Source organism: Streptococcus sp. Marseille-Q5619 (genome assembly GCF_946901205.1).
Lineage (GTDB): Bacteria > Bacillota > Bacilli > Lactobacillales > Streptococcaceae > Streptococcus.
Genome location: NZ_CAMPPO010000004.1, coordinates 118,749 through 140,559 on the forward strand (window position 1 = coordinate 118,749; position 21,811 = coordinate 140,559).

The 21,811-nt window shown below is 41.3% G+C and carries 22 protein-coding genes and 1 tRNA gene; 3 read left to right on the forward strand and 20 right to left on the reverse strand.

Annotated elements, in window-relative coordinates:
* Positions 1 to 204: 204 nt before the first annotated feature.
* The 20 genes from whiA to OC530_RS06075 form a co-directional block, all read right to left on the reverse strand.
* Positions 205 to 1,116, reverse strand: a complete 912-nt coding sequence (gene whiA / locus OC530_RS05980) for a DNA-binding protein WhiA (RefSeq protein WP_173270191.1) — start codon at positions 1,114 to 1,116, stop codon at positions 205 to 207.
* Positions 1,113 to 2,090 carry a YvcK family protein gene (locus OC530_RS05985; protein WP_042901353.1) on the reverse strand — a complete coding sequence of 326 codons (978 nt, stop codon included), beginning with the start codon at positions 2,088 to 2,090 and terminating at the stop codon, positions 1,113 to 1,115. Before OC530_RS05985 ends, whiA begins: the two co-directional genes overlap by 4 nt.
* Positions 2,087 to 2,977 carry an RNase adapter RapZ gene (gene rapZ, locus OC530_RS05990; RefSeq protein ID WP_000163055.1) on the reverse strand — a complete coding sequence of 297 codons (891 nt, stop codon included), beginning with the start codon at positions 2,975 to 2,977 and terminating at the stop codon, positions 2,087 to 2,089. Before rapZ ends, OC530_RS05985 begins: the two co-directional genes overlap by 4 nt.
* A gap of 51 nt (positions 2,978 to 3,028) precedes the next feature.
* Positions 3,029 to 3,409 carry a RidA family protein gene (locus OC530_RS05995; protein WP_001140420.1) on the reverse strand — a complete coding sequence of 127 codons (381 nt, stop codon included), beginning with the start codon at positions 3,407 to 3,409 and terminating at the stop codon, positions 3,029 to 3,031.
* Positions 3,410 to 3,419: 10 nt separating this feature from the next.
* Positions 3,420 to 4,007: a ribosome biogenesis GTP-binding protein YihA/YsxC gene (gene yihA, locus OC530_RS06000; protein WP_000422410.1), complete on the reverse strand. Its 588-nt coding sequence runs from the start codon at positions 4,005 to 4,007 to the stop codon at positions 3,420 to 3,422.
* Positions 4,008 to 4,015: 8 nt separating this feature from the next.
* Positions 4,016 to 5,248, reverse strand: coding sequence for an ATP-dependent Clp protease ATP-binding subunit ClpX (gene clpX / locus OC530_RS06005; RefSeq protein WP_012972566.1), 1,233 nt, complete (start codon positions 5,246 to 5,248; stop codon positions 4,016 to 4,018).
* A gap of 36 nt (positions 5,249 to 5,284) precedes the next feature.
* On the reverse strand, positions 5,285 to 5,455 hold the full coding sequence (locus OC530_RS06010; RefSeq protein ID WP_000442260.1) for a hypothetical protein: 171 nt from the start codon (positions 5,453 to 5,455) through the stop codon (positions 5,285 to 5,287).
* Complete coding sequence (locus OC530_RS06015) at positions 5,455 to 5,961, reverse strand: dihydrofolate reductase (protein WP_262080496.1); 507 nt, start codon at positions 5,959 to 5,961, stop codon at positions 5,455 to 5,457. Before OC530_RS06015 ends, OC530_RS06010 begins: the two co-directional genes overlap by 1 nt.
* Positions 5,962 to 6,090: 129 nt before the next feature.
* Positions 6,091 to 6,609 carry a Dps family protein gene (locus OC530_RS06020; protein WP_262080498.1) on the reverse strand — a complete coding sequence of 173 codons (519 nt, stop codon included), beginning with the start codon at positions 6,607 to 6,609 and terminating at the stop codon, positions 6,091 to 6,093.
* A gap of 237 nt (positions 6,610 to 6,846) precedes the next feature.
* Positions 6,847 to 8,337 carry a choline binding-anchored murein hydrolase LytC gene (lytC, locus tag OC530_RS06025; protein ID WP_138702053.1) on the reverse strand — a complete coding sequence of 497 codons (1,491 nt, stop codon included), beginning with the start codon at positions 8,335 to 8,337 and terminating at the stop codon, positions 6,847 to 6,849.
* Positions 8,338 to 8,370: 33 nt separating this feature from the next.
* The gene (gene tpiA / locus OC530_RS06030) at positions 8,371 to 9,129 is read right to left on the reverse strand and encodes a triose-phosphate isomerase (protein ID WP_138702052.1); all 759 of its coding nucleotides are present in this window, start codon (positions 9,127 to 9,129) and stop codon (positions 8,371 to 8,373) included.
* 97 nt (positions 9,130 to 9,226) lie between these two features.
* Entirely contained in the window at positions 9,227 to 9,904 is a 678-nt protein-coding gene (locus OC530_RS06035) for a DnaD domain-containing protein (RefSeq protein WP_173226800.1), read from the reverse strand.
* Positions 9,905 to 9,912: 8 nt separating this feature from the next.
* Complete coding sequence (gene metA / locus OC530_RS06040) at positions 9,913 to 10,857, reverse strand: homoserine O-succinyltransferase (protein WP_173213481.1); 945 nt, start codon at positions 10,855 to 10,857, stop codon at positions 9,913 to 9,915.
* A gap of 182 nt (positions 10,858 to 11,039) precedes the next feature.
* The gene (locus tag OC530_RS06045) at positions 11,040 to 11,552 is read right to left on the reverse strand and encodes an adenine phosphoribosyltransferase (protein WP_173283495.1); all 513 of its coding nucleotides are present in this window, start codon (positions 11,550 to 11,552) and stop codon (positions 11,040 to 11,042) included.
* A 272-nt stretch (positions 11,553 to 11,824) separates the two neighbouring features.
* Positions 11,825 to 12,955, reverse strand: a complete 1,131-nt coding sequence (locus OC530_RS06050) for a sn-glycerol-3-phosphate ABC transporter ATP-binding protein UgpC (protein ID WP_262080510.1) — start codon at positions 12,953 to 12,955, stop codon at positions 11,825 to 11,827.
* A 278-nt stretch (positions 12,956 to 13,233) separates the two neighbouring features.
* A tRNA-Leu gene (locus OC530_RS06055) sits at positions 13,234 to 13,319 on the reverse strand.
* Positions 13,320 to 13,399: 80 nt separating this feature from the next.
* Positions 13,400 to 13,975, reverse strand: a complete 576-nt coding sequence (locus tag OC530_RS06060) for an isochorismatase family cysteine hydrolase (protein WP_262080511.1) — start codon at positions 13,973 to 13,975, stop codon at positions 13,400 to 13,402.
* Positions 13,975 to 14,763 (reverse strand): GTP-sensing pleiotropic transcriptional regulator CodY, encoded by a 789-nt coding sequence (gene codY, locus OC530_RS06065; RefSeq protein ID WP_262080513.1) that lies wholly within the window; start codon positions 14,761 to 14,763, stop codon positions 13,975 to 13,977. Before codY ends, OC530_RS06060 begins: the two co-directional genes overlap by 1 nt.
* A 254-nt stretch (positions 14,764 to 15,017) precedes the next feature.
* Positions 15,018 to 16,592, reverse strand: coding sequence for a DEAD/DEAH box helicase (locus tag OC530_RS06070; RefSeq protein WP_262080515.1), 1,575 nt, complete (start codon positions 16,590 to 16,592; stop codon positions 15,018 to 15,020).
* Between the two features lie 197 nt (positions 16,593 to 16,789).
* A complete protein-coding gene (locus OC530_RS06075) occupies positions 16,790 to 18,016 on the reverse strand; it encodes an OFA family MFS transporter (RefSeq protein WP_173218594.1) in 1,227 nt (408 codons plus the stop codon).
* A 193-nt stretch (positions 18,017 to 18,209) separates the two neighbouring features.
* On the opposite strand from OC530_RS06075, the gene OC530_RS06080 reads away from it, so the two are divergent.
* The 3 genes from OC530_RS06080 (at position 18,210) to gatD (ending at position 21,749) form a co-directional block, all read left to right on the forward strand.
* Complete coding sequence (locus tag OC530_RS06080; protein WP_262080518.1) at positions 18,210 to 19,526, forward strand: FAD-containing oxidoreductase; 1,317 nt, start codon at positions 18,210 to 18,212, stop codon at positions 19,524 to 19,526.
* Between the two features lie 97 nt (positions 19,527 to 19,623).
* Positions 19,624 to 20,967 (forward strand): lipid II isoglutaminyl synthase subunit MurT, encoded by a 1,344-nt coding sequence (gene murT / locus OC530_RS06085; protein ID WP_262080519.1) that lies wholly within the window; start codon positions 19,624 to 19,626, stop codon positions 20,965 to 20,967.
* Entirely contained in the window at positions 20,967 to 21,749 is a 783-nt protein-coding gene (gatD, locus tag OC530_RS06090; RefSeq protein ID WP_262080521.1) for a lipid II isoglutaminyl synthase subunit GatD, read from the forward strand. The genes murT and gatD overlap by 1 nt, the downstream gene beginning before the upstream one ends.
* The last annotated feature ends 62 nt before the right edge of the window (positions 21,750 to 21,811 follow it).

Below are 21,811 nucleotides of genomic sequence, written 5' to 3' on the forward strand. Positions count from 1 at the left end.
ATTAGAGACTGGGTAAAAACTCAATTTCAGGAGAAAATGAAATAAATTTTCTCACAATAAAACGCATAGTATTACGGTTCAAGTCAACACCGGATATTATGCGTTTTTGATTTTAAAGAGCCAAATTTCTTAACTTAATGACATTGCTTTTTGCCCAACCTCTTTTTATTTCAAAAAAGAACCTCGCAAAACAAGAGCCTGGTTTTATAGTTCATCAGCTAATTTATTTATCTTTCTGAGTCTGTGATTGACACCACTTTTTGTAAGGGGATTGCTGAGGCTGTCTGCTAACTGCTGGATAGAGTAGTCTGGGTGCTGAATCCGCAACTGCGCTACTTCCTGCAAATCCACTGGCAGATTTTCTAAGCCCATAATATCTTTGATTTTGCTGATATTGTTGATAGTCTTCATGCTGGCAGAAACTGTCCGAGCGATATTAGCTGTTTCAGCATTATTAGCCCGATTGAGGTCATTACGGGTTTCTCGCAAAATCTTTACTCTCTCAAAATCATCACGCGCCTTCATAGCTCCGATGACTATCAAGAAGTCCATAATATCTTCGGCACGCTGGAGATAGGTCACAACTCCCTTCTTGCGCTCAAGCACCTTGGCATCCAGTAAAAACTGCTGGAGAAGGGAGGCAAGCCCTTGCGCGTGGTCCAGATAAACAGAACTGATTTCCAACTGGTACTTACCTGATTCAGGGTCACGAATGCTTCCATTTGCCAAGAAAGCGCCACAGAGATAGGAACGACCTGCTTCCTCGTCCGATAAAATCTCCTCGTCAATACCTGTTTCCAGACCAAAAAAGGAGTCTGCCAAGTGCAAATCACTTAACAAGTCCTGCACCTTTTCATCTGTAAAAACGGTATAGACTCGATTCTTGCGAAGATTACTTCTTTGGTGGTGACGAATTTCCGATTTGATTTCATAGAAATGGAGAAATGACTCATAGAGGTGACGAGCCAGCTTGGCATTTTCTGTCACGACGGACAAGGTCAAGCCCGAAGTCGAGAGACCGATGCTACCAGACATCTTGATAATGGCAGATAATTCATGTCGGCTTAGATGGTGCTGACCTAAGATTTCTTCTTTTACTTCTACTGTGAAACTCATTTTCTCACCTGTATAATGCGCATCAACTCATCCACTAGCAAATCCCCATCGTGGAAGGCACCCCCATTTTCCAGACGAAGGAAGTTGGATGAAATCACGCGCGGAACTTGCTTACAAAGACCTGCAAAATCATGTTCCACCTGCACCAAGTATTCATCAAACCGGTTGGAATTCATGTATTCCTGAGGCACTTTTTCGATATTCACCAAGACAGTGTCGATAAAAGGGCGACCAAGGTGACGATGCAAGACTTCCACATGGTCGCTATCTGTAAAGTGTTCCGTCTCCCCACGTTGGGTCATGATATTGCAGACATAGGCGATTTCTGCCTTGGTTTCCAAAAGCGCCTGCCCGATTTCCTTAATCACGATATTAGGTAAAATAGAGGTAAAGAGAGAGCCAGGCCCTAGGACAATCATGTCACTTTCAAGAATGGTCTGCACTACTCGACGGCTAGCCAGAGGCGTATCATCGTTGAGAGTATTGGTCACATAAACATGGTCAATCATGCCTGGATGGTCTGCGATATGACTCTCTCCAGCCACTTCTGTCCCATCCTGAAAGACTGCGTGCAGGGTCAAAGGATGGTCGCTGGAAGGATAAATCTTTCCAGTTGTATGGAAAAATTTGCTCAGCAACTGCATGGCATTATAGGTCGAACCCTGCATTTCTGACAGACCTGCAATAATGAGATTTCCCAGCGGATGGCCAGCAAAGGCTCCTGCATCCTCAGAAAAACGATACTGAAAGACCTTCTCATAAAACTTAGGCATATCCGACATGGCCACAAGGACATTACGAAGATCACCTGGCGGTGTCAACTGCTGCATATTTTTTCGAAGTTCACCTGATGAACCACCATCATCCGCCACCGTTACGATAGCAGCGATTTCCACATCTTTTTCCCGCAGACTCTTAAGAATGACGGGGATCCCAGTACCTCCACCAATCACCGTTATCTTTGGTTTTCTCATGAACGGTTTACCGTTTCCTTTCTTCGGTCTTTGTCGCGATGCCCTTCATTGACAGGCCAATTCTTGGATAAGTCCTGCGCCAAGCGTTTGGCAAAGGCCACACTACGGTGTTGTCCACCCGTACATCCCATGGCAATAGTCAAAACAGACTTCCCTTCCTTTTGGTAACTTGGCAAAATCGGCTCAATCAAGGCCAACAAATGTTGATAAAAATCTTCTGACTCAGGATGATTCATGACATAGTCATAAACTGGTTCATCCACACCCGTTTGGTTTCTCAGTTCTGGTAGGTAGTAGGGATTGGGCAAGAATCGGACATCAAAGACCAAATCTGCATCAATCGGGATTCCATATTTAAAGCCGAAAGACATGACTTCGATACGGAAAGACTGGGCTTGCTCTTGGTCTGAAAACTGCTCTGCAAGGGTTTTACGCAGCTCACGTGGAGTGAGTTCAGTCGTATCCACCACATTTTGACTCATATTTTTCAAAGGTGCCAAGAGCTCACGTTCCAGCTTGATTCCATCCAAAATCCGACCATCTGCAGCTAGTGGGTGACTCCGTCTGGTTTCCTTGTAACGCGCGACCAATTCCTTATCAGCTGCATCCAAAAAGAGAATTTTAAAGTCCAGTTCTTCCTTGTTTTCCAACTCATCCAAAACAGCTTGAATCTCCGAGAAGAAAGAACGGCTACGCATATCTACTACCAAGGCCAACTTATGGTCGTCTTCCTTTGTTTCCACCAACTGCAAAAACTTAGGCAAGAGAGCTGGCGGCATATTATCAATAGTAAAATAACCCAAATCCTCAAAGGACTGAATGGCTACAGTTTTACCTGCACCACTCATTCCTGTCACAATCACCAAGTGAAGTTGTTTCTTTGTCATCTTTTTCTCCTTATATCAAAAGAAGTTTGGCAACACCAAACTTCAACTAGCTTATCCAATCTCTGCGATGACTTCGATTTCGACTTTTACATCACGAGGAAGACGAGCTACCTCTACTGCTGAACGAGCTGGGAATTCCTCTTTAAAGGCCGTTTGGTAAACCTCGTTAAAAGGAACGAAGTCGTTCATATCGCTCAAGAAGCACGTTGTTTTGACAACATGGTCAAAGTCTGTTCCTGCTTCTGCCAAAATAGCACCGATGTTTTTTAAGACTTGTTCTGTCTGTTCTTGGATCGTTTCTCCAACGATTTCCCCAGTTTCAGGAGAGAGAGGAACTTGACCACTAGCAAACAAAAGGTTGCCAACGATTTTTCCTTGAACATATGGTCCGATAGCCTTTGGAGCTTTGTCTGTATGAATTGTTTTTGCCATTTTCTTTTCCTCACAATTTTTCTAAGATTGCATCCCAAGCCTCATCCATCCCTGCCTTGCTGACAGATGAAAAGAGGATGAAATCGTCACTTGGGTCAAAGTTTAATTTCTTTTTGATTGCTGATTCGTGCTTGTTCCATTTACCACGAGGAATCTTGTCCGCCTTGGTCGCAACGATGATAACCGGAATCTCGTAATACTTGAGAAATTCGTACATCTGCACATCATCTGCTGACGGGTCATGACGAAGGTCAACTAAACTGACTACCGCACGGAGATTTTCCCGAGTCGTTAGGTACTCCTCAATCATGCGCCCCCACTTTTCACGTTCCTTTTTGGAAACACGGGCATAACCATAGCCAGGAACATCCACAAAGCGCATCTTGTCGTCAATGTTAAAGAAGTTGAGCAGCTGAGTTTTTCCAGGTTTCCCCGATGTACGAGCCAGATTCTTACGGTTCAGCATGGTATTGATAAAGCTAGATTTACCAACATTTGAACGTCCTGCAAGAGCGATTTCTGGCAGTTCATCCTGCGGATAGTGGGACTTATTCGCCGCACTGAGCAAGATTTCAGCATTGTGTATATTCAGTTCCATAGTCACCTCTAAGCTGTTTCTAGGATTGGTTTGTCCGTTCCATCGACAGCTTCTTTTGTAATGCGAACCAATTTCACATTTTCCTGACTCGGTACTTCAAACATGACATCCAACATGGTCTCTTCGATAATTGAGCGAAGACCACGCGCACCAGTTTTGCGTTCGATAGCCTTATTGGCGATTTCTTGAAGGGCTTCGTCGTCAAATTCCAACTCGACATCATCATAAGAAAGCAAGGTTTGGTATTGTTTGACCAAGGCATTTCTTGGCTCTTTCAAGATACGAACCAAGTCATCAACCGTCAATTGCTCAAGAGCAGCAAAAACAGGCAAGCGTCCAATCAACTCAGGGATAATACCAAATTTTTGAATATCTTCTGCGATGATTTCTTGCATGTAAGAGCTGTTTTCGTCAATCGCTTTATTATTTTGACCAAATCCGATGACTTTTTCACCCAGACGTTGTTTGACAATTTCTTCAATGCCATCAAAAGCACCACCCACGATGAAGAGAATATTTTTGGTATCCACTTGAATCATCTCTTGTTGCGGATGTTTGCGTCCACCTTGAGGCGGCACGCTAGCAACAGTTCCTTCGATAATCTTGAGAAGGGCTTGTTGCACGCCTTCACCAGAAACATCACGTGTGATAGACACGTTCTCACTCTTCTTAGCAATCTTGTCAATTTCATCCACATAGATAATGCCACGCTCTGCACGTTCAATGTTAAAGTCAGCAGCCTGCAAGAGTTTGAGAAGAATATTTTCCACGTCCTCACCCACATAACCAGCCTCGGTAAGAGCTGTCGCATCCGCAATCGCAAAAGGCACATTTAAGCTCTTAGCCAAGGTCTGAGCAAGGAAAGTTTTCCCTGAACCAGTTGGGCCAATCATCAAGATGTTTGACTTCTGCAAATCTACATCTTCCGACTCTTCACGCGTATCGTGGAAATTGATACGTTTGTAGTGGTTGTAAACTGCCACTGCCAAGGCACGTTTGGCACGATCTTGACCAATTACATAGTGGTTCAAGATATGGAGGAGTTCAATTGGTTTTGGAACTTCAGACAAGTCTGCCAAGACTTCTTCCGCCAACTCCTCACGAATGATTTCCTGGGCTAACTCCACACATTCATTACAGATAAAGGCGTTGTTACCTGCGATTATTTTTTGTACTTCTTCTTGGCTTTTGCCACAAAATGAGCAATAAACCATCATATCATTATTCCTATTTGTAGGCATGATTTCCTTCCGTTCTATTCTATACTGTCATTCTATCTAAAATAAGGTCATGTAAAAAGCATGGATACTATTGACCAAATTGGTAAAGGCATTTAACCAGAGCAGGACAGAAAGTCCATAGCGCTTTTTACGAAAAGCCTGTGCCCCTGCAAGCAAGCAGACCAAACACAGCATGGCTGTGAAAAAACCAAATATACTACGTTCCATTAGACTTCCTTTCTCTTACGGTATTGGATGGTGAAATCATAAGGATTTTTCTCATCTTTGACGTAAAATTTGCTTGAAACTGTCTCAAAAAGAGACAAGTCAAACTCTTCAGGAAAATAGGTATCTCCTTCAACCCGAGCATGAATGTGAGTCACAATGACTTCATCAAGGTAGGGTTCAAAAGCCTGAAAAATTTGCTTCCCACCGAGAATATAAAGATTCTTGTCTTGACCCTGATACCAGTCTAGAACAGACTGGATATCGTGAAAAGTAGCAACCCCATCTATCTTTTCTTCAGAATTACGCGTCAAAATCAAGGTCTCCCGTTTTGGAAGCAGACGACGCCCCATCCCATCAAAGGTTACCCGCCCCATCAAGATAGCATGATTCAGAGTTGTTTCTTTGAAGTGTTGCAGTTCTGCTGGCAAATGCCAAGGCAGACGATTGTCCTTACCAATCACACCCTCTTCATCCTGGGCCCAAATAGCTACGATTTTCTTAGTCATGCTTCCATCCTTTTCACTGATAGTACTATTTTATCAAAAAACTCAAAAAAAGACTGGTTTGGAATAGCTTACAAAATAGAAAAATCTGTAAGAAATTTCCTACAGATTTATATATGTTGCTATTATTTCTTACAAACCAGGTGCTTGTCCAAGTTCTGCTGCAAGCATCCAGATTGTTTTATCAGTTTCAGTTTTAGCATCTGCAAAGATACCGTTTGTCACATCGTCACCTTCTTCATCAGTAACATCCAAACCTTTTTGGAAAAGTTCTGACAAGTAACGGTAGATAGCAAGAACACGTTCCAAACTTTCTTCAACATTGCGGTATTCACCAGCTTCTTCTTCGATTTCACTATTTTGAAGGAATTCTGTCAAAGTAGAGAATGGACTTCCACCAAGTGTGATCAAGCGTTCGCTGATTTCATCCAAGTGACCATCAAGAGCATCCATGTACTCATCCATTTTTGGATGCCATACAAGGAAACCACGACCACGCATATACCAGTGTACTTGGTGCAAAGCCACATGAGCTACGTACAAATCAGCAACAGCTTGGTTCAATACTTCCTTTGTTTTTGCCAATGCTACTGGCGCTGCTTTTGTCAATGATGTTACGTCTTTTACTGCTTCTTTTTTCAATTCTACCATTTTATTTTACCTCGTTTATTATTTTTTGTAACCACTTCTTAATGATTACTACCTTAGTATACTACTAAGGAAAACCAATAGCAAGCCAAATGACTCACATGAGAAAAGTTGCAATAGACTGATAATTTAAGAATTTTTTAGAATGAAACCCAGTCACTTTCAATCTCTCTTAACAGAGATAAAATAAAGAAAAAGAGGATGCAATTTTCTTGCACACTCCTTTTTCAAACTTATATCTTAATACCAAACGCTGACGTCAACACGACCACGAATTCCTTTCATGTATTCAGAAGAGGTATACTGCCAACCTTTTTCTCCTGAATAATGAGGATTTTCCCATTCTAAAGCATTGGTATAGGCCGCTACCCAGTTTACATGTTTTAAAATATCTGGGTGTTTTAAACGCGTCTGTAATAAACTACGATAGCTATAGACATACACATTTTGATAGCCCGCCTGCTTCATCGTCTCCATGTACTTGTTGATAATCTTAACCCAAGTACCTGTATCACTCGGAGCACGCTTACTTTTATTCACATACTCCCAGTTCTCAACATCATAGTAGATAGGGTAAGACAAGTTCATATTGTATTTCTTCAGAAGTTCAATGGTCTGTTCAGCGTCATTCTCAGCATCGGTCTCATTTTCAGCATAGGTATAGAGATAGACACCATAAGGAATTCCCAGACGGTTTAACTCCTTAATGTTATGCGCCAATTCCTTGTCTTCTTTACCGCTATAACCTAGACGAACAATGACACCATCCACCTCGTTCTCATCAATAACCTTTTTCCAATCATTGATACGACCATTGTGCTCACTAATATCAATAACTTTCTTAGCATGTTCGGTTCCCACTTGCTCTTCTCTATTATTAAAGAAATAGCGTTTACCATCTCTGTGAACCCAGCCGACATTCAAATCTTTCTTTTCTTTGAGCTCACCAGAAGCCGCAAAGATATAGCGAGCACCATCCATAATCACTTCATCAGTCGCCATGGCACCACTTCCAGTCAAATAGTAGTTGCCTTGCCACTCATTCCGCGCCATATAGCCCCACTTCTTGAAATAGTACCATTTGCCGCCCACTTTTTGCCACTCTTGGTTGGCATAAGTTCCATCGGATTTTAGATAAAAATAAGCAGAATAAGCCGGATCATAAAGCCATTCATTTTGCATCATGGCACCTTGACCATTCAAGAAATAACTTCCTTGCCATTGGCTTTTAGCCATGTAACCCCACTTCTTGAAGTAATACCACTTATTTCCAATCAATTGCCATTCTTGATGAGCATAAGCCCCATCTGACTTAAGATAAAACCAACTCTTGTAATTACTGTCATAGATCCACTCGTTTTGGGCCATATAGCCACCTGATTTCAGGTAGTAATTTCCATGCCATTCATTCTGCGTGTAACGACCATCTGAATTAATATAAAACCAAGCCTTGTAGTAGTTGTCAAAAATCCATTCACTTTGAGCTTTAGAACCATCAGCCTTTACATAATAATCCCCATCCCAGTGGGCAGAGACACTGTTTCTCTGTTCATTGCTACTAGTTGATGAAGTCCCTGTTGATAGACTAGATTTTTCTGAAACTGTGCTTCCACTTGTTTCATCTGCCGCAATTCCTGAAACTCTTGCGCCAAGTAAGCAGAGACTTGCTAGCCCTATACATACAATTTTTGTTTTCAATCTTTCCTCTCCTATAAAAAATGGAACAGGCACCTGAATGCTGTTCCACCTAGCTTTTGCTACTGATTATTTTACAAAGTCAAGCAAAGCCAAGAAGCTTTCAGCTTCAAGTGACGCACCACCTACAAGGGCACCGTCAACGTCTGGACAAGCCATGTATGAAGTAACGTTCTCAGGTTTAACAGAACCACCGTATTGAACACGAACTTTGTCCGCAACTTCTTGACCGAAGTCAGCAGCTACAACGTCACGAACAACTTTACACATTTTTTGTGCATCGTCTTGTGAAGCTGATTTACCAGTACCGATAGCCCAGATTGGCTCATAAGCGATAACTGATGCAGCAACTTGTTCAGCAGTCAATCCAGCCAATGCAGCAGATACTTGAGCACCTACGAATTCAGCAGCTTTACCAGCTTCGTAAGTTTCAAGTGACTCACCACAACAGATGATTGGAAGCATACCGTTTGCAAAGATTGCTTTTGCTTTTTTGTTGATATCTTCGTCAGTTTCATGGAAGTAGTCACGGCGTTCTGAGTGACCGATAACAACGTAGTCAGTACCGATTTCTTTCAAAACTTGTGGGCTAGTTTCACCAGTGAAGGCACCTGCATTTTCAAAGTAGCAGTTTTGAGCAGCAACTTTAAGGTTTGAACCTTTTGCAGCAGCAAGAACAGTTGTCAAATCAACTGCAGGAGCTGCGATACCTGCTTCAACAAGATCTGATGAAGGAAGTTTTGATGCAACAGCTTCAACGAATGCTTTAGCTTCTTCTGGATTTTTGTTCATTTTCCAGTTACCAGCGATAAATGGTTTACGTGACATTTCACATACCTCTTTTTTCAATTTATTTTCTACTTATTTTATCACAATTAGACACAGCTTGCAAATCTTACTCGGATTTCAAGCCTGCTTCCAACGATTAATCCTTCCAGAGATCCATGGCATTTCTAAAATCCACAGATACCTGTGTCAACTGAGGATTGCTGGCTTCTCTTTCTGCCCGCTTAGCCTCAATTTGAGCCACACTTTTGATACCTTCATGGCGCCAGTTTCTCAAAATCGCCTGAATGTACTTCCAGTTTGCTTTTCCATTTAAAACAGCTTCACGAAGAGCCTCCTTAATCAAGTCAGCACTGGTTCCATCTTCCTTTAGTGTCTTGGTCAAATCTTCAATCTCAAAAGGTGTCAACAAGCGTCCCAATTCCTGCTGGAAGGTTTCCACCAAATCCTTGAGCTGATTCTGAGGTGTCAACTGGTCTGAACTTGAATCAGCGACTCCAAGCAAGTCGTCCAAGCGTTCCAAAGCCAAACTAGCATCAAAAAGCAATTCGATTTCACCATTTAATTCGATAGTACGATACTGGAGAAGTCCCCTCTCCGTCAGATTAGAGATAGACTGGTTGACATCCGAAATTTCCTTGCCAATCCTTTCAGCAATCTGGCTTGGCGACATTTCTTCCAAGCCTGTCGTATTTTGCAAATAGAAAAATTGCCAGACCAGAAAATCGTCGCTAGAAGGAAAGAGTTCCTTAAAATGCAAGAGCAGGGCACTCGGTAAAACCAAGTTCCCTGATTTAAAAGCGTCTAAATATGTCATAATTCCTCTTATAAATACCCAAATGCGGATGCATCATCTTCTATCTTTCTCCAGTCAAAAGGCGTCTCCTGATAGACCGCATAATTCACCCAGTTACTGAAAAAGAGGGCTGCTGATGAAGACCAACAAAGACAAGGTGTCTGGTTGACATCATCATCCTTAAAGTAATTTTCTGGAATATGAGGATCCAAACCTGCATCACGATCTCGGAAATATTCATTTGCCAAGGTATCACGATCATATTCCAAATGCCCAAAACTATAAATTTCTCGTAAATCACGACTAGCCAAAATCGAAACCCCAACCTGTGGCCCTTCTGATAAAATCTCGAGATTGGTTTTGTTTAAGACTTCTTCCTTAGAAATCTCCGTGTGCCGTGAATGAGGGGATACATAGCTATCGTCAAAGCCTCTAAAAAGAAGGTGCCCTTCTTTTAAAGCATCCTGAGGATAAATACCTGATAACTTACTGTCCATCTGGTATTTTTCTACCCCATAGCGTAGGTAGAGCCCAGCCTGAGCCCCCCAACAGATATGAAGCGTCGAATAGACATGAGTCTTGGACCACTCAAGCACCTGGCTAAATTCCTCCCAATAGTCCACTTCCTCAAATGGTAAATGTTCAACTGGAGCACCCGTGATAATCATCCCATCAAAATACTCATCCTTGACTTCAGGAAAAGTTTTATAAAAGGTCTCCATGTGCTCTGAACGAGTTGTCTTAGAACGGTGGCTCTCCATATAGAGAAAATCAATATCCAGTTGTAGGGGGGTATTAGCCAAGTGGCGTAACAACTGGGTTTCTGTGACCATTTTCTGTGGCATGAGATTTAAAATTAAAATCTTCAAAGGACGAATATCTTGGTGAGCAGCACGTTGATCATCCATGACAAAGATGTTCTCTGTCCGTAAAATCTCAACAGCTGGCAATTTTTTATCAATTCGAATCGGCATAACCCTCTCCTAACTGTATTCTTTCAGGAATCATTGCATATGTTTGAAGCCAAATCTCAAACACTTAGTCCTTTTATTATACTGCAAGAAGATATAGTTTTCAATTATAGTTTTTCTCTAACTAGCTATAGTCTATTTTTATATCCTAATGTAGAGAAAACAGCCCTAGGGACTGTTTTTCATTAATAATGCATGAGAACTTTGTAATCGTAGTCACCGATTTTTTCACGGCCATTCAATTCATCCAATTCAACAAGGAAGGCACAACCCGCTACAATACCACCAAGTCTTTCAATCATCTCGATAGTTGCCTTAACAGTTCCACCTGTTGCCAAGAGGTCATCTACGATCAGAACACGTTGACCTGGCTTAATGGCATCCGCGTGCATAGTCAAGGTATCGACACCGTACTCTTTTTCATAGTCAGCAGAAATAACTTCGCGTGGCAATTTACCTGGCTTACGAACAGGCGCAAAACCAATTCCCAACTCAAAGGCAACTGGACAGCCCACGATAAATCCACGAGCCTCAGGCCCTACAATCATGTCGATTTTCTTGTCAGTAGCATACTGAACAATTTCACGAACAGCGTAGCTATAAGCATTCCCATCAGCCATCAAAGGACTAATATCACGGAAGGTAATTCCTTCCTTTGGATAATTTTCAATTGTTGCAATATAATCTTTTAAATTCATCTTTTTTCTTTCTTTCAAAGTTTTTACTCTCTATTATACCATATTTTCTAGTAAAGAAGAAAGAGAAAACAGTATTTCATCTGCTAGTCACCCTATAAGCCAAATAAGATGATCATTTTTATCTCAGGGACATCACAAGATAGATGCATAATATGACTTCCCTAGCAAAAAGGAGAGAAGCATCTTGTTTCTCTCCCTAGATTAACTGATATCTCTCCACTACAATTGATAAAGAGATATCTTTTCTTGTAGTGCTTTGAATTTTATTTATTTTAATAGACTGTTTTTTCAGTTTCTACATCAAAGAAGTGTGCTTTGTTCAAGTCAAATCCAAGTTCAACTGTTGCACCTGTTTGCAAGTAGTCACGAGCATCAACTTTGGCAACAAACTCGTCTTTACCAACTTGGCAGTATAGGTGAGATTCTGAACCAAGCAGTTCTGATACAGAGATAGTCGCTTTTACAACACAGTCTGGAAATGTTTCAAGGAAAGCAGGTTCTGCATTCACATCTTCTGGACGGATACCGAAAATCAACTCTTTACCTTCGTAGTCTTTTTCGCGAAGAACTTTCAATGCTCCTTCTGGAACTTTCAAACGGAAACCATCAGAAATAATTTCGCTACCAACTAATTTCACATTGATGAAGTTCATTGCTGGGCTTCCGATGAATCCTGCTACGAATTTATTAACTGGGTTTTTGTAAACTTCTTGAGGAGTACCGATTTGTTCAACACGTCCGATAGTACCTGTACCAGCAGGGTTCTTAGTTGCTGACATGATAACGATACGGTCTGCAAGTGTCATCGCTTCTGTTTGGTCGTGAGTTACGTAGATAGTTGTAGCTCCGATACGACGGTGGATTTTCGCGATTTCAGCACGCATTGATACACGAAGTTTGGCATCCAAGTTTGACAAAGGTTCGTCCATCAAGAATACTTTTGCGTCACGAACGATGGCACGACCCATGGCAACACGTTGACGTTGACCACCTGAAAGGTCAGCTGGTTTACGTTCCAAGAACTCTTTCAATCCAAGAATTTCAGCTGCTTCTTGCACACGTTTATCGATATCTTCCTTGCTGTATTTACGCAATTTCAAACCGAAAGCCATGTTATCGTATACAGTCATGTGTGGGTAAAGAGCGTAGTTTTGGAATACCATGGCGATGTCACGGTCTTTTGGAGCTACGTCGTTGACAACCACGCCATCGATAGATGCAGTACCTTCTGTAATATCTTCAAGACCAGCAATCATACGAAGAGTAGTTGATTTACCACATCCTGAAGGACCTACGAAAACGATAAATTCTTTGTCTTTGATGTCCAAGTTGAAGTCTTCAACTGAATAATGTTCGCTGTTTGGATATTTTTTGTAAATATTTTTAAGATTCAATTCTACCATGAGGTGAACTCCTTTTGTTATTTGATAGTTTTATTATAGATGAAAACGCTTTACATTTCTATGGCAAGGTGACCAAAAAAATAAAAAAGTTCTGTGCAACTTGCACAAAACTTTAGAGAATATCGGAGAATTTTAAGAAGATAATCTTTATTATTCTTCACAAAAGCAGAAACAAGGATCAGCTTTCCCATATTTTCGCTGATTCTCCACTACATTTGACTGGATTCTAATTTTTTAGAGAAATACAAAAGAGCTAGCCTAAGCTAACTCTTATCCTATGCGGAGAGAGGGACTTGAACCCTCACGACCTAAAGCGGTCACAGGATCCTTAGTCCTGCGCGTCTGCCAATTCCGCCATCCCCGCGTCGATTACTTTACTAGTATATCAACTTTTAGGATGCTTGTCAACACTTTTTTTCAATTTTTTTCATTTCATCAACCAAATTACTCTAAAATTTCATTTAGATTGTCATCTACTAACTTAGCTCCGAGTGTATTTTTGAAATGACCTAGGGCAAATTGATGATTTTCAGGCCAGATAGAAGCAACAGCTGATTGAACAATCTCGATATCATATCCTAGATTATAGGCATCTATAGCTGTATGCAGGACACAGATATCCGTCAAGACACCTGTTAAGATAACTGTAGAAATTCGACGCTCTCTCAAACGAATATCTAGGTCAGTCCCTGAAAAAGCTGAGTAATGGCGTTTATCCATCCAAAAGACACGACTGTCTGAACCATGCTCTTGATAAAAGATCCCCAAATCTCCATATAAATTCCGTCCGCTCGTCCCAATCAGATTATGAGGAGGGAATAGTTTACTTTCTGGATGGAAACAATCATTTTCCTCGTGCGCATCAATGGTAAAGAAGATGTAATCTCCTCTTTCAAAAGCTAATCGAGTCACCTTGCTAATGGCTTCCGAAATAGCTTGAGCTGGAGCACCTGCTGTCAATTTACCACTGTCGGCAACAAAATCTTCTGTATAATCAATCGAAATCAAAGCCTTAGTCATTAGTAATCTCTTTTCTTCACTTCTTCAAAAATATCTGTAATCAAGACCTTGAGGTAGGTTCCCTTCATTCCAAGTGAGCGACTTTCAATAATCCCAGCGGACTCAAGTTTACGAAGGGCATTGACAATCACAGAACGGGTAATTCCGATACGGTCTGCAATTACAGACGCAGTTAACTGCCCTTCATTTCCATTTAATTCCCCTAAAATTGCTGAAACAGCACGGAGTTCGGAGTAAGAAAGGGTATTAACCGCCATGGTAACAGCAGTACGGCGACGGATATTTTTCTCATCTTCTTCACGTTGGAAGTTAAGAAGCTGAATCCCAACAACGGTACTGGCAATCTCAACAAGAATCAAGTCCTCGTCTTCGAATTTTTTATCATTGCGCCAAATGATCAAAGAACCTAGGCGAATCCCCGATACATGAATCGGTGCAATAGTTGTCAAGCCATCTGGAAAATCATCTCTACTCTCAACAGGGAAAATACTCATATCATGCTCAACAGGCAAGTTTGCTTCTGTTTCGTAAATCATATTAGCCCCTTGAACGTAGTCATCTGGGAAAATCTTAGTTTGGAAGAATTGCTCTACGCGATCTGTATTTGTTTTATAACGCATAAAATAGCCAAGCAGACGTCCCTTGCTATTGATAATACAAGCATTGCAATGAATAATATCCGCTAATTGACGCGTAATAGCGTTGTAAGGAAGCTCATCCTGCAACTGCTCCTCTGAACGCTTCAAAATTGATGTAATTTTTCTTGTTTTTTCTAATAAATGTGCCATTTTTCACCTCGAATTTAATCGCTATCATTATAACATAAAAACGTCTCTTTTTCAATAATTATCTGAAAATTCCTTATTGACTTGCAATTTTTAAAAACCAGAATATTTTTAATTAAATTGTTCCTTTTCTATTGACAAGTTGCCTGTTTTTGTGTATCATAACATTATAAAAAGATAATACAACAATTTTATTTATCTTTTTTCACATTCGGTCTCCTTATATAAAAAAGCGATTCATTTTGAACCGCTTTTTCCTATTTATCGCCCTTGTTACGAATAACAAAGCCTGTTTGCTTTTCGCTTGAAGTAGTGCGTGGTTTTTTATTATCCTTACGGTAACGTTTTTCCTTATCAAAACGATCGTTGCCACGACTTCCTTTTTTGAAATCATCACGGCGGCCACCACGACGGTTGTCTCCACGGCGATTATCACGACGGTCATCTCCACGACGACCTCCCTTAGCTTTACCACCGAAGCCATTACCGGATGGTTTAAATGGCAGTGGTTTTTCACGCGCAATCTCCACTTCTGGAAGGCTATCTGGGTCTTGAACAGTCAGACTCAAAATATACATTGCCAATTCTTCTGGAGTAAATTCGGCAGCTAGTTTACGAGCATCCTTGCCAAATTTCTCAAAGTTGGCACGAATGGTTTCATCTGCAAAATCACGTTCGATTTTCTTAAGAGCTACTTGCTTTTTAGCTTGGAAGGCTTCTTCTGCACTTGCAGGTTTGAGACCTTTCATGCGTTTCTTAGTCAAGTTTTCAATGATTTGGAGGTAACCCATTTCATTTGGTGATACGAAAGTAATAGACTGACCTGACTTACCAGCACGACCTGTACGACCAATACGGTGAACATAACTTTCAGGATCTTGTGGAATATCGTAGTTATAGACATGAGTCACACCTGAAATATCCAAACCACGCGCAGCAACGTCTGTCGCAACCAAAACATCAAGATTGCCATTTTTAAAGTCACGAAGGACACGCAGACGTTTGTTTTGGTCCAGGTCACCATGAATTCCTTCGGCACGGAAACCACGGATTTTAAGACCACGAGTCAATTCATCTACACGGCGTTTAGTACGACCAAATACGATAGCAAGTTCTGGTTGTTCCACATCCATAAGACGAGTCATGGTATCAAATTTTTCTTGTTCCTTAACTCGGATATAGTACTGGTCAACCAATTCTGTTGTCAATTCCTTAGCCGCAATCTTCACATGCTCAGGTTCTTTCATAAACTGAACACCGATACGTTTGATAGCATCTGACATAGTTGCTGAGAAAAGTAAGGTTTGACGGTTTTCAGGAACACGAGAAATGATGGCTTCGATATCTTCAAGGAAGCCCATGTTGAGCATTTCATCTGCTTCGTCAAGGATGAGAGTTTCAATATCTTGTAATTTCAAGGCCTTGCGTTTAATCAAGTCCAAGAGACGACCAGGTGTTCCCACCACGATATGGGCACCAGATTTAAGAGCCTTAATTTGTTTTTCAATGCTTGATCCGCCATATACTGAGCGAACTTTGACTCCCTTACTACGACCAAAGCGGAATAGTTCTTCTTGACTTTGGACAGCGAGTTCACGAGTTGGAGCGATGACCAAGGCTTGGATGGTCGCTTCTTCTGTACGGATTTTTTCAAGAGTAGGCAAGCCAAAAGCTGCAGTTTTTCCTGTACCAGTCTGAGCTTGACCGATAACGTCCTTGCCTTCAAGGGCCAAAGGAATGGTTTGTTCTTGGATCGGACTGGCTTCTACAAAACCAGCTTTTTCAATCTCTGCTAGCAAATCAGCAGACAAGTTTAATTCATTAAATTTCACGTTATTCTTCTTTCTAAAGGTGGTGCGAAGCCACCCTATAGGGCTTAGTGTATACTTTTCTTTTTATGACGTATTTTCATATACTGGATACAAAATCGTGTTGCTTCTTTTCCACAAAAGAAAAGTACTGTTTTCTTTGCAACCCATCTAGTATAACACAAGACCAGAGCAAAAGATAGCCTAATTTCTCTAGAAAATCATGTAAGCGGTTTTTGGCTTTCCTTTTTGATGGAACGACCTAGATAATAAGACAAAGCCAAGGCGATACTATATAAAATGATAAAAACGAACAAGGTTTGTGTGTAAGAATGAGCCATTTTATAAGTCTCTGCTAATAAAATAGGTCCTGCTAAACCAGCCATTGCCCAAGCTGTTAAAATATAACCATGCAGAGCGGCCAATTCCTTGGTTCCAAAAATATCACTGAGATAAGCTGGAATCAATGAAAAACCAGCTCCATAGCAAGTCATCAAAATAGACATAGCGACTACAAATAAAACGGAATCTGTAAAGAGCCAAAGTGAGAGAGAAAAGAAAAGATTGACAAGCAGTAATATACTAAAGGTTAGGGGGCGACCGATATAGTCAGATAAGCTCGCCCAGAGCAAGCGACCAAATCCATTGAAAATCCCTAAAACGCCCACCATTACTGCTGCATGACTTGTAGACAAGCCAGCCATCTCCTGTGCCATTGGCGATGCCGCTGAAATTAAGCCTAAACCACAAGCTATGTTGATAAAGAAAATAATCCAAAGTATATAAAACCGATTGCTTTTCAGAGCCTGATTTGCAGCCATTCCTTGCGTCAAAGAGGCTGTTTTTTCTTTCCCTGAAGCAGATAAAATTGCAAGCTCTTGCTCATTTGGACGCTTAATGAATTGTGAAGCTAGGAGCATGATAATAAAGTAACTTGCACCTAAAATATAAAAAGTTTCTACAAGCCCTACCCCTGCGATGAGATGTTGCGCTATGGGACTAGTCAATAAAGAAGCAAAACCAAACCCCATAATCGCTAAACCTGTTGCGAGACCACGTTTATCAGGAAACCATTTTATAATCGTTGACACAGGGGTAATATAGCCTGCTCCCAAACCAAGCCCACCTAAAATGCCGTAAGCCAGATACAACAACCACAGTTCCTGACGGTCTATTGCAAATCCTGTTAAGATATTTCCACCTGCGTATAGAAAAGCAGATAGACTCCCCATGACTCTCGGACCAAATTTTTCTACCAAACGCCCCATAAATGCAGCCGATAAGCCTAAACAAAAGATTGCTAGACTAAAGGCAAAGGCAACAGAAGCCTGATCCCATCCCGTTTTTTCAATAATAGGGTTACGATAAACACTCCAAGCATAAGTCGAACCCAGCATTAAGTGTAAAATGACCCCAGCAAAGGCAATAATATAACGATTCGATTTCATAAAACCTCCTATTTTCGAACATTTATTCTATCTTATATAAAAATAGATAGGATTTTAGTTTATCAAGCTTGTCAAAAAATTACTAGCTTTTTGTCTGGAAAGCGTTTTTATTTTTTTCTGTCTTTTTCGTAGCAGAATTGTGCAAAAGTTTTTTTCTTGTGCTAGAATGAAATTCGAAATAGGAGGAAGATAAATGTTAACTTATGATTTAATCGTTATCGGATTTGGTAAAGCTGGTAAAACACTAGCTGGTAAATTGGCTTCAGCTGGCAAAAAAGTTGCCCTCGTTGAACGTAGCAAAGCTATGTACGGTGGAACTTGTATCAACATCGGTTGTATCCCAACTAAAACTTTGCTAGTTGCTGCTGAGAAAGACTTGTCTTTTGAAGAAGTGATTGCTACAAAAAATACTATCACTGGTCGCCTCAACGGTAAAAACTATGCAACTGTTGCTGGTACAGGTGTCGATATTTTTGATGCGGAAGCTCACTTCCTTTCAAATAAAGTCATCGAAATCCAAGCTGGTGATGAAAAGAAAGAACTAACTGCTGAAACTATCGTCATCAACACTGGTGCTGTTTCAAACGTCTTGCCAATCCCAGGACTTGCTACAAGCAAGAATGTCTTTGACTCAACAGGTATCCAAAACTTGGACAAATTGCCTGAAAAACTTGGTGTCCTTGGTGGCGGAAATATCGGTCTTGAATTTGCTGGCCTTTACAACAAACTTGGAAGCAAGGTTACAGTCCTAGATGCCTTGGATACTTTCCTACCTCGTGCAGAACCTTCCATTGCAGATCTTGCTAAACAATACATGGAAGAAGATGGCATTGAGTTACTTCAAAACATCCGTACTACTGAAATCAAAAACGACGGTGACCAAGTCCTTGTCGTAACTGAAAACGAAACTTACCGTTTCGATGCCCTTCTCTACGCAACTGGACGCAAACCAAACGTAGAACCACTTCAACTTGAAAATACAGATATTGAACTAACTGAACGTGGCGCTATTAAAGTAGACAAACATTGTCAAACAAACGTTCCTGGTGTCTTTGCGGTTGGAGATGTCAACGGTGGACTTCAATTTACTTACATTTCACTTGATGACTTCCGTGTTGTTTACAGCTACCTTGCTGGAGATGGCAGCTACACTCTTGAAGACCGTCTCAATGTACCAAACACTATGTTCATCACACCTGCACTTTCACAAGTTGGTTTGACTGAAAGCCAAGCAGCTGATTTGAAACTTCCATACGCTGTTAAGGAAATCCCTGTTGCAGCAATGCCTCGCGGTCACGTAAATGGAGATCTTCGCGGAGCCTTCAAAGCTGTTGTCAATACTGAAACAAAAGAAATTCTTGGAGCAAGCATCTTCTCAGAAGGTTCTCAAGAAATTATCAACATCATCACTGTTGCGATGGACAACAAGATTCCTTACACTTACTTCACAAAACAAATCTTCACTCACCCAACCTTGGCTGAGAACTTGAATGACTTGTTTGCGATTTAAGTTGAGTTTAATCGTATCGAACAGCCCTCTTTGGGCTGTTTTTGTTTCTGCGAAACACCATATCCGTCTTTTCCCTCTTTTATGATATAATAGAAACATGAAATTAAAAACTACTTTGGGCCTTCTTGCTGGGCGTTCTTCCCACTTCGTTTTAAGCCGTCTTGGCCGTGGAAGTACGCTCCCAGGAAAACTCGCCCTTCAATTTGATAAAGATATTTTACAAAACCTAGCTAAGAACTACGAGATTGTCGTGGTCACTGGAACCAATGGAAAAACCTTGACAACTGCCCTCACTGTCGGCATTTTAAAAGAAGTTTATGGTCAGGTTCTGACCAATCCTAGTGGTGCCAACATGATTACAGGGATTGCAACAACCTTCTTAACAGCCAAATCTTCTAAAACTGGGAAAAACATTGCCGTCCTCGAAATCGACGAAGCCAGTCTATCTCGTATCTGTGACTATATCCAACCTAGCCTTTTTGTCATCACGAATATCTTCCGTGACCAGATGGACCGCTACGGTGAAATTTACACAACTTACAAGATGATTTTGGATGCTATTCGTAAGGTGCCTACGGCTACTGTTCTCCTCAACGGTGACAGTCCGCTTTTCTACAAACCAGCTATTCCAAATCCTGTAGAGTATTTTGGTTTTGACTTAGAAAAAGGGCCAGCCAAACTGGCTCACTACAATACCGAAGGGATTCTTTGCCCTGACTGTCAAGGCATCCTCAAATATGAGCACAATACCTATGCAAACTTAGGTGCCTATATCTGTGAAGGTTGTGGATGTAAACGTCCTGATCTAGACTATCGCTTGACAGAACTGGTTGAGTTGACCAACAATCGCTCTCGCTTTGTCATCGACGGACAAGAATACGGAATTCAAATCGGTGGGCTCTACAATATCTACAATGCTCTAGCTGCGGTTGCTATTGCCCGTTTCCTTGGTGCCGATTCGCAACTCATCAAGCAAGGATTTGACAAGAGCCGCGCTGTCTTTGGACGCCAAGAAACCTTCCATATCGGTGATAAAGAATGTACCCTTGTCTTGATTAAAAATCCAGTCGGTGCAACTCAAGCTATCGAGATGATCAAACTAGCACCTTACCCATTTAGCCTATCTGTCCTCCTTAACGCTAACTATGCAGATGGAATTGATACCAGCTGGATCTGGGATGCTGATTTTGAACAAATCACTGAGATGGATATCCCTGAAATCAACGCTGGCGGTGTTCGCCATTCTGAAATCGCACGTCGTCTACGAGTAACTGGCTATCCAGCTGATAAAATTACTGAAACAAGTAGTCTGGAACAAGTTCTTAAAACCATTGAAAACCAAGACTGTAAGCATGCTTATATTCTAGCTACCTATACCGCTATGCTGGAATTCCGCGAACTGCTGGCTAGTCGTCAGATTGTTAGAAAGGAGATGAACTAATGGTTTATACTTCACTTTCCTCAAAAGCTGGCAATTACCCTTATCAGCTCAACATTGCCCACCTCTATGGAAACCTCATGAATACCTACGGGGACAATGGAAACATCCTCATGCTCAAGTATGTGGCTGAAAAACTGGGAGCCCATGTGACAGTTGACATCGTTTCTATCCATGATGACTTTGATGAAAACCACTACGACATTGCCTTTTTCGGTGGCGGTCAAGATTTTGAACAAAGTATTATTGCAGACGACCTACCTGCTAAAAAAGAGAGCATTGATAACTACATCCAGAACGACGGTGTAGTTCTCGCTATCTGCGGTGGTTTCCAACTATTGGGCCAATATTATGTTGAAGCTTCAGGTAAACGTATCGAAGGGCTAGGGGTTATGGGCCACTATACCCTCAACCAGACCAATAACCGTTTCATCGGTGACATCAAGATTCACAATGAAGATTTCGATGAAACCTACTATGGCTTTGAAAATCACCAGGGCCGTACCTTCCTTTCTGATGACCAAAAACCGCTGGGACAGGTTGTCTATGGAAATGGAAACAATGAAGAAAAGGTCGGTGAAGGTGTTCATTATAAGAATGTCTTTGGTTCCTACTTCCACGGACCTATCCTCTCTCGTAATGCCAATCTGGCTTATCGCCTAGTCACTACTGCCCTCAAAAAAAAGTACGGACAGGACATCCAACTCCCTGCCTATGAGGACATCCTCAGCCAAGAAATCGCTGAAGAATACAGCGACGTCAAAAGCAAGGCTGACTTTTCTTAAACCAAGGAAAACCATATCAAAGAACTCTGCTATCTTACCGGAGTTCTTTTTGTCTTTTCTTT

Excerpts from the sequence above, each read along its gene's own strand:
- OC530_RS06075 (WP_173218594.1), bottom strand. The coding sequence starts at position 18,016 with ATGAAATCGAATCGTTATATTATTGCCTTTGCTGGGGTCATTTTACAC.
- OC530_RS06080 (WP_262080518.1), top strand. The coding sequence starts at position 18,210 with ATGTTAACTTATGATTTAATCGTTATCGGATTTGGTAAAGCTGGTAAA.
- OC530_RS06020 (WP_262080498.1), bottom strand. The coding sequence starts at position 6,609 with ATGGTAGAATTGAAAAAAGAAGCAGTAAAAGACGTAACATCATTGACA.
- OC530_RS06045 (WP_173283495.1), bottom strand. The coding sequence starts at position 11,552 with ATGAATTTAAAAGATTATATTGCAACAATTGAAAATTATCCAAAGGAA.
- OC530_RS06050 (WP_262080510.1), bottom strand. The coding sequence starts at position 12,955 with ATGGTAGAATTGAATCTTAAAAATATTTACAAAAAATATCCAAACAGC.
- OC530_RS05995 (WP_001140420.1), bottom strand. The coding sequence starts at position 3,409 with ATGGCAAAAACAATTCATACAGACAAAGCTCCAAAGGCTATCGGACCA.
- tpiA (WP_138702052.1), bottom strand. The coding sequence starts at position 9,129 with ATGTCACGTAAACCATTTATCGCTGGTAACTGGAAAATGAACAAAAAT.
- OC530_RS06060 (WP_262080511.1), bottom strand. The coding sequence starts at position 13,975 with ATGACTAAGGCTTTGATTTCGATTGATTATACAGAAGATTTTGTTGCC.
- rapZ (WP_000163055.1), bottom strand. The coding sequence starts at position 2,977 with ATGACAAAGAAACAACTTCACTTGGTGATTGTGACAGGAATGAGTGGT.
- clpX (WP_012972566.1), bottom strand. The coding sequence starts at position 5,248 with ATGCCTACAAATAGGAATAATGATATGATGGTTTATTGCTCATTTTGT.
- metA (WP_173213481.1), bottom strand. The coding sequence starts at position 10,857 with ATGCCGATTCGAATTGATAAAAAATTGCCAGCTGTTGAGATTTTACGG.
- murT (WP_262080519.1), top strand. The coding sequence starts at position 19,624 with ATGAAATTAAAAACTACTTTGGGCCTTCTTGCTGGGCGTTCTTCCCAC.
- OC530_RS06015 (WP_262080496.1), bottom strand. The coding sequence starts at position 5,961 with ATGACTAAGAAAATCGTAGCTATTTGGGCCCAGGATGAAGAGGGTGTG.
- yihA (WP_000422410.1), bottom strand. The coding sequence starts at position 4,007 with ATGGAACTGAATATACACAATGCTGAAATCTTGCTCAGTGCGGCGAAT.
- gatD (WP_262080521.1), top strand. The coding sequence starts at position 20,967 with ATGGTTTATACTTCACTTTCCTCAAAAGCTGGCAATTACCCTTATCAG.
- codY (WP_262080513.1), bottom strand. The coding sequence starts at position 14,763 with ATGGCACATTTATTAGAAAAAACAAGAAAAATTACATCAATTTTGAAG.
- whiA (WP_173270191.1), bottom strand. The coding sequence starts at position 1,116 with ATGAGTTTCACAGTAGAAGTAAAAGAAGAAATCTTAGGTCAGCACCAT.
- OC530_RS06035 (WP_173226800.1), bottom strand. The coding sequence starts at position 9,904 with ATGACATATTTAGACGCTTTTAAATCAGGGAACTTGGTTTTACCGAGT.
- OC530_RS05985 (WP_042901353.1), bottom strand. The coding sequence starts at position 2,090 with ATGAGAAAACCAAAGATAACGGTGATTGGTGGAGGTACTGGGATCCCC.
- OC530_RS06010 (WP_000442260.1), bottom strand. The coding sequence starts at position 5,455 with ATGGAACGTAGTATATTTGGTTTTTTCACAGCCATGCTGTGTTTGGTC.